A 9,253-nucleotide genomic window follows, 5' to 3' on the forward strand; every position below is an offset into this window, starting at 1 on the left:
AAGGAAGTTCCCCTTTTGTTTGGGTTGCTTCCTTTTTTATATTGGAATATATTTACTATTTTTTTGCCACATATTTATTACTTCCAGGAAGTTTTTTTATTTCATTCCAGGCCTCAATCGCTTTTTTGCGGCTTTTTCCTTTATTTTTCGGATCAGCAAAAAAGTCACGGATGAATTGATTATACTCAAATTGAGGTGCAATTTTTTTCTTATACGAAGGGTCTTTCTTCCGTTCCTCTTCCTCATACCAAGCGTTTACTGCGTCTCGATACGTTTTGCCAACGTTGTTCTTGAAGTAGTTTTGTATGTAAGTGGAAAAATGAAACGCTGGTATAATTGTCTTGAAAAATGCTCTTACATGTTGGCTGCAGCGATGGTTTTCCATAATGACTGTATCAAGACTTAATTCCACTTGCAATTCCCTTCTCTTAGTTGTTTTTGAACTCCTCGCAGGCTTTTTTATCTCCCCTGTTAGCAGATAGGTTTCGATTCTATCAGAAATCTCTATTTTAGAACCAGAGGGGCTTAAACCGTTCCCCCTACAAAATGCTTGTAATTCTTCTTTTAACCAGTAGAAATCTTTAAAGCTCTGGACACTGATATTTTTCGTTAAACTGGGTCTCAAAAATACACCTCCAACTATATTTAGCAACATTATAGAACTAAAGTTCCCGTTCATCAAATTTTAAACCTGTATTTTTATTTTGGAGGGTGTAATTCGTCTAGGAAACTTAGCGCAATCGTTTCGCTAACTGTAAGAATAGGAATATGATAATTAATGAATAAATGATAGTCCAAATAAATGGAAAAAGAGAAAGCCCCGATATATACATGCCATCCCAATTTACCAATGGTGTTTGTGTAATTGTCGCAGGGGGAATAACCCACAGAACATTTTTTAGAAAAGAGGGAAAGACACGCTCGATTCCTAATGCCGCTAATGACAATACGAGAGTTAGGATAAGACCACCAAAAGAATTAATTGTGCTTCTCATTATTAATTTGCTAAATAAGCTTGCAAGGCTAATCCCTAAAACAGCTAAAATAATATGGTTCACGAAAGAAACGAGCCCAATTGTGAATGTTACCCGCCCACCAAACATATTAAATACAATCGGATATAAAAAAGCATAAGCGGAAAGGATAATGATAATTATTACAGCCGTCATTAATTTTGCTAGATAGTAACGATTCCAGCCTCCCACATGGATAGCCATTAATTGTCTTTGAACAGGTGGATCGAGTTGTAACACGCTCAAACAAACCCATGCAGATATGATATATAGCATTACTGAAGTTACAGCATAGCTATCGATAATTGGATTGGGTCTATAGGTATAAAACACAAAAATTAAAATTACAAAAGTTGAAATAGGCGGGAAGTATTTATGAGACCGGATATAATCATGCAACGTATATTTTATTAAATTCTTCAACCGAACCGCTCCTTATATTAACGGAAGAAATAATGTCATCTATTGTCTTCTTCCGGTGCTTCTACTGTCACAACGCGTATAATACTCCCTTGTAATTGAAGTAATCGGTACAATATTTTGTCACTGTCTTTCGCCTGGACATACAGTAACAATTTATCTTTCTTCCTTTCTATGCTGATTATTTCATCCCACTTTTCCACATGCGACTCATTCAGGTATTCCACTTCTAGTAGCTTAATAGGCTCTTTTACAATATCGGTCTCCTTTGTAAGAACTCCATTTTCCACACGGTATGTAGTATCAATCACCTTATGAAATAGATTGGATTCGTGATAGGTAAGTAGAATAGTCGTCCCTTCCTTTTTAAGTTCTTTGATTATCTCGAGTAACTCTTGCTGAGCAAGGGAGTCCAGGCCTGATAGCGGTTCATCAAGAATCAACAGATCCGGACGTTTTATAATGGCTTGGATAATTCCAACTTTTTGGATGTTTCCTTTCGATAAATTCATCACCCATTGATTATTGAATTGTTCCAATTTAAAACGTTTAAGCAAATCTGGGATAGACTTATTCATAATAGACTCAGGCATTCCACTAATCTTTGCCGTGTAATTTAAGTACTCTTCGGGGGTAAAACGAATATTTTTTGGAAATCTTTCAGGGACATACCCAATGTTCATTTTTTTGTTCCGAAAAATTATCTTGCCTGAAGAAGGTCTTTCCATGCCTGCTATAATTCGCAAGAGTGTACTTTTCCCAACTCCATTTCCACCTAATATAGCAATGATTTCTTGTGTATCAATGGTTAGTGAAATATTTTTTAAAACACTCTTTCTATCATAGGTTTTATCGATATCTTTAAGTTCAACAAGCATTGTTACCGCACTTCCCCCTCCCGTTTTATCAGCTTCTCTATTCATTCCATATCCGTTTGTAGTGGCTATTATCTTTCGTTACATCTAATAAAAATACATCAGGGTTTGAGAGCTCCTTCCATTGTTCAAAACCGAATGTCTTATCGTAATGATGCAGTAATAAAGAGATAATCCCACCATGCGCAACAAGTACGATATTTTCAAGATCACTGCTAATCATCTCTTCTACAATCTCTACAATCCGGTTCATCGCTTCAATTCCAGACTCTCCCCCTTCATATTTTAAATTCATGTCTTTGTAAGAGGCTTCAAGTTTAACCAGCCAGTTGGGAAAGAATTGCGAGCTTAATACACGCTCCTTTAACCGAGGATCCGTCTCGATTTTCAATTGATGTTTTTCCGCCAATGGCTCAATTGTCTGAACGGCACGCAAATAAGGACTTGATATTATCTTATCCACTTTCATGTCTGTAAACAAATCACACAGCTCTTCCGCTTGCCCGAAGCCTTTTTCCGTTAAACTTGCATCAGGTTCCTGCCCGGTTGCTTCAGCATGCCTCACAATATAAATATTTTTATTCATGTTGACCACTCATCCTTCCGTTTACCATCCCATAGTATTTATCTTCAGCAAAGCCAATGATGTCCAAATATGCCAGCCAGAGAATGAAAGCTTCTCAGAAAATATCCAGTACGTGAACAACGAAAATTACTAGTTCTCCTCCGAAAACTATTATATATTTCTATTTTCCCCCAACTCTACACGAATAAAAAAAGTGGGTCAAACAGTTCTTTATGTTTTTAACAGGAACACTTGTTTCCTTTTGTTAGATGTGATATTCTATTGCTAGACAGACATCCAGAAAATCTCCAAAACCCAAAAGGATGTGTTAAAATGCTACTAACAAGATGTAATGAAGTCCACTCCCCGACGCCTGATGCCCCAGTCACAGTTATGGAAAAACCAAGCAATTATAATAATAATCCGGAAAGAAAGCCAGACTCCTTATTAAAACGAATTCCACTGCACCGATTAATGGATTTAAAGATTGATTATGCCTTCAAACAGCTCTTTGGAAATGAAAAGAACAAGGATATTATGGTCGTATTTTTAAATGCGGTTCTTCAAAAAACGAACCGCAAACAGATTAGAGATGTTACCTTTCTAAACATTGAGGCGGGAGGAGAGTATGTTGATGATAAACAGTCGCGGCTCGATTTATTAGTGATAACGGATGATGACGAGAGAATAAATGTGGAAATACAGTTCACGAATAAATACAACATGATTAAACGTTCGCTTTATTATTGGTCCGGGATATATCGCAGTCCGCTAAAAAAGAGGATGAACTATGAAGAATTGTCGACTGTTATCACCATCAACATATTGAACTTCAGCTTATTTGAACAGACCGAACGGTTCCATACAAGATATCATTTGTATGAAGATGAAGAGCATTTTAAACTTACCGACGTGATGGAATTTCATTTTATCGAGATGCCAAAGTTAATAAAAGCTTGGAAAGAGAATACGTTAGACCCATGGAATGATGTTTTAGCCAGGTGGTTACTACTGCTTGGTCTCGTCGATCATAGAAAAAATCAAGTATACGAAGACATATATCGTGAATTGGAGGAAATCGCCATGAAAGATGAAACGTTAAAAAACGCCTTTCAAAACTGGGAAGAGCTAAGTATGACTCCTGAAGAATTTCTTGCTTATGAATCGCGGCTCAAACGTATATTAGATGAAGAAGCTGCCCAGCGTGAACTGGAATTGAGAAAGCAAGAGATAGAACAAAAGAAACAAGAAGTAGAGCAGATCAAGCAGGAAGTTGAACATGATAGGCATAAAATAGAGAAATCCAAGCGGGAAGTTAAACTGATGAAGCAAGAAGTGGAACAGAGAAAATTTGAGATGGAGCGGAGAACGAAGGAAGTAGAGCAGAGAACGAAGGAAGTAGAGCAGAAAATGAAAGAAGCCAAAGAAAGACCAACCAAAATAGCTCGTAAGCTTTTAGCAACTGGGATGAGTGTTGATCAAGTTGTTGAAATGACGGAACTTTCTAAGTGTGAAGTGACTGAATTGAAGAAAAAACGTAATAGAGATTAGCCGAAAATAATAAATAAAGACACCTGGGGAACAAAACCCCGCTATCCTAGAGTTTTGTTCCATTCCCGCCTAAATCTTATTTTATATTCACGGCCGGCATCTTCGTCTTGTTATTTTTCACCTCATCATGGAACAAGTGACATGCAACAAAATGGTTATCGTCCACTTCCTTCCATTGCGGCTTTTTCTTTCCGCAAATCTCCATTGCAAACGGACAACGCGTACGGAAAACACAGCCGCTTGGAGGGTTAATCGGGCTCGGAAGTTCTCCCCGCAAAATAATTCGTTCTCGGGACGCTTCCACATCCGGGTCGGGTATAGGAATAGCGGATAACAAGGCTTGCGTATATGGATGGAGCGGTTGTTCGTAAAGTGTTTCACTACTTGTGAGTTCTACTAAACGACCTAGGTACATGACCCCAATCCGGTCAGAAATTTGCTTCACCATGGAAAGATCGTGGGCGATAAATAGGAATGTAAGATTTTTCTCTTCCTGCAGCTGTTTTAATAGATTCACAACTTGGGCTTGCACAGAAACATCAAGTGCTGAAATCGGCTCATCAGCGATAATGAAGTCTGGATTTAATGCAAGAGCCCGAGCGATTCCAATTCGTTGGCGCTGTCCACCACTAAACTCATGGGGGTAGCGATTGGCATGCTCACGGTTCAAGCCCACCTCTTCCAGCAATTGATACACCTTTTCATTTTGTTCTCTCTTTCTTTTATACAATTGATGGACTTCCATCGGTTCAGAGATAATCTCCCGCACAGTTGATCGTGGATTTAAGGATGCATAAGGATCTTGGAATATCATTTGCATTTGCCGGCGGAGTATAAATAATTCTTTTTCCGTTAATTCATGTACATTGCTATTACCGAAAAATACATCGCCTGCCGTCTTCTGATAAAGTCCCATAATTGTCCGCCCGATTGTTGATTTCCCGCAGCCCGATTCACCGACTAGTCCAAATGTTTCTCCTTTATTTATATGAAAAGTTACATCATCAACTGCCTTCAGGATGCGATTTTTACCGAGGCTGAAATGTTTCTTCAAATTTTTGATTTCTAATATTTTCTCTTCTGCCATCGCTGCTCCCCCTCTCAATTTTCACGTATTAACGGTCTGTAATACCCTACACTCACCGAATGAAGGTTCACTTTATCACGTATTAACGGTCTGTAATATCCCCTCCTCTAAACAAGAGGGAAACCAAAATGTTAAGGTGGGGGGATATACAGTCCGTAAATACCTGATTCTGTTCAACTAACATTCAGTGGGGAGGGAAGGAATTCCCCACCGAATGAAGGTTCACTTTAAGACTCCAGGCATCATTGATAATGTTTTCATTTGGGTATTCATCGTTGCTGGAACACCTAGCGGAATACCAATATTCGGGGAACAATGCCCTATTGCAAATCCACTCATTACTGGGGCGGATAAATCACTTAAATAATGGTAGAGAATGTCTTCTAGATTGCAAGATGGTTTTGTATTTGATTTTATTTGAGTAAAGGAGCCAACGACCACTCCAGCAGCTTGGGTGAGTTTACCAGCTTCTTTTAATTGATTCAGCATGGAGTCAATCCGGTAGGGCGGTTCATTCACATCTTCTATAAGCAGAATTTTCCCAGCTGTATCGATTTCATAAGGTGTCCCTAAGGTGCTGGTGAGTAGTGTCAGGTTCCCGCCGACCAAATTCCCACTTGCTTCCCCTTCTGCGAGGACTTCTAACGGTGAGATATCTTCATTATACTGCAGGCTAGTCGGTTCAAATAGCTGTGACAAGGATGCAAGGGTTTGCTCATCAATATCTGGTGATGCTAAATCAGAAGCAGGCATGGGACCATGAAATGTGATGAGTCCCGTTTTTTGTTGGATCGCTACATGTAAGTACGTAATATCACTGTAGCCCCAGATGATCTTAGGATGTTGTGCTAGTAAATCATAGTCAAGGGATGAAGCAAGTCTTGGAGTACCATAGCCCCCGCGGGCAAAGATAATTGCTTTTACTTCCTCATCTGCTAACATTTCATTAAAGTCAGCTAACCGCTCCTCATCTGTTCCAGCTAAATAACCGGATACTTTTGCGATATTTCTCCCTACCTTCACCCGAAGACCGAGATTCGTGAAAAAAGGGATCGCTTTTCCTAGGCGCTTCATATTTGGCGGACTTGCCGGGGCGATAATTCCAATGGTATCACCTTTTTGTAACGCTTTTGGCCGTAGCATAGTATACCTTCTTTCTAAAGAATTAAGAACAGGTTTTATTTAAAATATTTCTAGTGTCTTGTAGGATATTGATTTCAGGGTGGGAATGCATTCTCATACCGTGAAAAGTGATAGGGGAATACTGATACGATTAATTAGAGTGTCCCAATCAACTGTAGCAATCAGAATACAAATACTTCAGGTAATTAAAGCGCTTCTCATCAACTGAAGATAGTTGAACGCCAATAGTTTAAGCAATTAGAACAGCCCTCATTGGCCGAAGAAAGCTTAACGTTAACAATTCAAGCGATTAGCGCACCCCTCATCCACCGAAGAAAACTAAACACTAATGATTCAAACGATTAGAAGACCCCTCATCCACCAAAGCAAGCTCAACACTAACGATTCAAGCGATTAGAGCGTCTTTCATCAATAAAAATGAGCAAAACGCTGACGACTCAAGCTTTAAGTGCACTTCCAACTTATAAAATAAGAGCGAGTCTGGGACATAACTTCTTAGTATAGTTATAAATCCGAACGAATGATAAGAAAGGGCATCAACAATCGCTCCGGGAATATACTTCGCGCATCCTTTGGCGGCTGGTGAACCTCGATGCATAGGACGTTAATGTCAGACGTTGCTACATACGAGAGCGTTCTTAGTCTGCCTCGGGCTAAGCACTAAGGGGACTCACCAATGCCGACCGACGAACAGGAGGTTCTAGTACCTGCGTGGTCACAGGACGTGACCGTACTTAGCCGGCCTCCTGCTGGAGTCTCCACATATTCCCGGAGCTAGTTAATAGTTTTGTACGGATTTAATTCATATTAGAATCGTTATGTCCCAGCCTCATCCTTTCAATTAAGTGAACTTTATTTCTTCTCCGCATATTTCAGGTCAAAATATCCGACCGGATGGCGCAGAATTCCCTCCACTCCATCTGCTTCAAGTACTACCGTATTGTAATAGCGTAAAGGTGCAGCAATCATTTCGTCAGCTAACATTTTCTCTGCTTCATATAAATACTCCCAGCGCTTTTCTTCATCTGCTTCCGACTTACCTTTCACAATCAAATCATCATATTCAGGATTGGAAAAGCCGGTACGGTTCATATAAGAATCTGTGATGAAACTCTCAAGGAAGTTAATCGGGTCATTATAATCGTTAATGAATGAACTGCGGGAAAACTGCAGTTCGAGTGCCTGCTGTGCGTCTACAAAAACATTCCATTCGAGGTTCTCCAGGGTAACTTCAACACCCAAGTGTTCCTTAAACATCCCGTGCAATGCTTCTGCCACTGCTTTATTTGTGTCACTTGTATTATAATTTAACGTAATCTCCGGCAATTCTTCATATCCTTCCTCAGCCATCCCTTCCTCGAGTAACTGCTCTGCCAACTCAGGATCAAAAGTAACAAGGTCACCATTTACATCACGGAAATCTTCGCCTGTTGGACTTTGGTGACCTGGGTTAATAAACCCGAAAGCTGGCTCCACCCCGTTTTTCACTACAAATTCTGCAATATCATCGCGATTAATTGCATGGGAAAATGCTTGGCGGATTTTCTTATTTTGGAATGGTTCCATTTCTACATTAAATCTAAAAAATTCTAGCCCACCACTCGGTCCGATAAATACATTATCCCCGTCTATCAACTCATCGGATAGTTCTGGTGGAATGCTCGCCGTATCCAGCTCACCTGCTTCAAACATCTGATATTGGGTATTTGTATCATTCACCATCGCGAAGTGGATTTGATCCAACTTCACTGCGGCGGTATCCCAATAATATTCATTTTTTGCAAATAGCATTTCTTCATCATGATTCCATTCTTCTAATGTAAACGGACCATTTCCTACAAAGGTTTCCGCCTCGGCATGCCAATTCGGATCAGACTCAGCCACCTGCTGGTTGATTGGGAAAAATGCCGGATTCGTCAGTAAATCAAGAAAAAAACCTGTCGGTTGCGCGAGCACGACTTCAAGTGTCTTTTCATCAACCGCGCTAACTTTTACATCGTCCACCGATCCTTCCCCACTGTTATATTCTTCAGCTCCTTCAATGAAATAGGCTAAAAATGCGGCCGGTGAAGCAGTTTCTGGATCAAGCATATATTTCCATGCATATTCAAAATCCGCTGCGACAACCGGGTCACCATTCGACCAACTCGCTTCTTCTCGTAAATAGAACGTGTATGTCAGTCCATCATCCGAAATATCCCAGCTTTCTGCTGTCCCAGGACCTGGTAGGTGTTCCTCATCTAAGCGGGTCAACCCTTCCATTAAGTTATTAAGCGGGTCCCAAGATACCTCGTCAAAGCCAATCGATGGATCTAGTGAAGCTGGCTCCGTTCCGTTATTCAATCGCAATACATTTTCACCAAGGGTTATTTCCTCTTCCGTAGTCTCCTGTTCCCCCTCTTGTTCCCCTGTTTCCTCCTCTTCATCTACCTGTTCCTTTGGCTCAGCTTCCCCTTCCGGATCCTCTGTCGCCGTACAAGCTGCTAGGAAAAACACAATAAATACCGCTGATAGAAAGATGAGTAGCTTTTTCATTCATATCCCCCTAAATGTTTATTCGTATTGTCAAAAGTTCTTTAGTAAAAACCTGTGTTTTTGT

8 protein-coding genes are annotated in these 9,253 nt (G+C 40.1%); 1 reads left to right on the forward strand and 7 read right to left on the reverse strand.

Going from position 1 to position 9,253, the window contains the following annotated elements:
* Positions 1-55 precede the first annotated feature (55 nt).
* The 4 genes from IEX94_RS16540 to IEX94_RS16555 form a co-directional block, all read right to left on the reverse strand.
* Positions 56-625, reverse strand: a complete 570-nt coding sequence (locus IEX94_RS16540; RefSeq protein WP_188859032.1) for a DUF6434 domain-containing protein — start codon at positions 623-625, stop codon at positions 56-58.
* Between the two features lie 106 nt (positions 626-731).
* On the reverse strand, positions 732-1,436 hold the full coding sequence (locus tag IEX94_RS16545) for a hypothetical protein (protein ID WP_188859017.1): 705 nt from the start codon (positions 1,434-1,436) through the stop codon (positions 732-734).
* Positions 1,437-1,471: 35 nt separating this feature from the next.
* Positions 1,472-2,311, reverse strand: coding sequence for an ABC transporter ATP-binding protein (locus IEX94_RS16550; RefSeq protein ID WP_188859019.1), 840 nt, complete (start codon positions 2,309-2,311; stop codon positions 1,472-1,474).
* A gap of 37 nt (positions 2,312-2,348) precedes the next feature.
* A complete protein-coding gene (locus IEX94_RS16555) occupies positions 2,349-2,894 on the reverse strand; it encodes a histidine phosphatase family protein (RefSeq protein ID WP_188859021.1) in 546 nt (181 codons plus the stop codon).
* Between the two features lie 312 nt (positions 2,895-3,206).
* On the opposite strand from IEX94_RS16555, the gene IEX94_RS16560 reads away from it, so the two are divergent.
* Positions 3,207-4,424 (forward strand): Rpn family recombination-promoting nuclease/putative transposase, encoded by a 1,218-nt coding sequence (locus IEX94_RS16560; RefSeq protein ID WP_229782764.1) that lies wholly within the window; start codon positions 3,207-3,209, stop codon positions 4,422-4,424.
* 76 nt (positions 4,425-4,500) lie between these two features.
* Here IEX94_RS16560 and IEX94_RS16565 read toward each other — a convergent pair whose 3' ends face one another.
* From IEX94_RS16565 to IEX94_RS16575, 3 genes are all read right to left on the reverse strand, one after another.
* Positions 4,501-5,511, reverse strand: coding sequence for an ABC transporter ATP-binding protein (locus IEX94_RS16565; RefSeq protein WP_188859022.1), 1,011 nt, complete (start codon positions 5,509-5,511; stop codon positions 4,501-4,503).
* A 222-nt stretch (positions 5,512-5,733) separates the two neighbouring features.
* Entirely contained in the window at positions 5,734-6,654 is a 921-nt protein-coding gene (locus IEX94_RS16570) for a S66 peptidase family protein (protein ID WP_188859024.1), read from the reverse strand.
* 852 nt (positions 6,655-7,506) lie between these two features.
* Positions 7,507-9,189 (reverse strand): peptide ABC transporter substrate-binding protein, encoded by a 1,683-nt coding sequence (locus tag IEX94_RS16575; RefSeq protein ID WP_188859026.1) that lies wholly within the window; start codon positions 9,187-9,189, stop codon positions 7,507-7,509.
* Positions 9,190-9,253 lie beyond the last annotated feature (64 nt).

It is taken from the genome of Oceanobacillus indicireducens, from assembly GCF_014647195.1.
Lineage (GTDB): Bacteria > Bacillota > Bacilli > Bacillales > Amphibacillaceae > Oceanobacillus > Oceanobacillus indicireducens.

What these genes read in the sequence shown, in the direction of transcription:
- IEX94_RS16550 (WP_188859019.1), bottom strand. Translation starts at nt 2,311, where the DNA reads ATGCTTGTTGAACTTAAAGATATCGATAAAACCTATGATAGAAAGAGT.
- IEX94_RS16555 (WP_188859021.1), bottom strand. Translation starts at nt 2,894, where the DNA reads ATGAATAAAAATATTTATATTGTGAGGCATGCTGAAGCAACCGGGCAG.
- IEX94_RS16560 (WP_229782764.1), top strand. Translation starts at nt 3,207, where the DNA reads ATGCTACTAACAAGATGTAATGAAGTCCACTCCCCGACGCCTGATGCC.
- IEX94_RS16565 (WP_188859022.1), bottom strand. Translation starts at nt 5,511, where the DNA reads ATGGCAGAAGAGAAAATATTAGAAATCAAAAATTTGAAGAAACATTTC.
- IEX94_RS16570 (WP_188859024.1), bottom strand. Translation starts at nt 6,654, where the DNA reads ATGCTACGGCCAAAAGCGTTACAAAAAGGTGATACCATTGGAATTATC.
- IEX94_RS16575 (WP_188859026.1), bottom strand. Translation starts at nt 9,189, where the DNA reads ATGAAAAAGCTACTCATCTTTCTATCAGCGGTATTTATTGTGTTTTTC.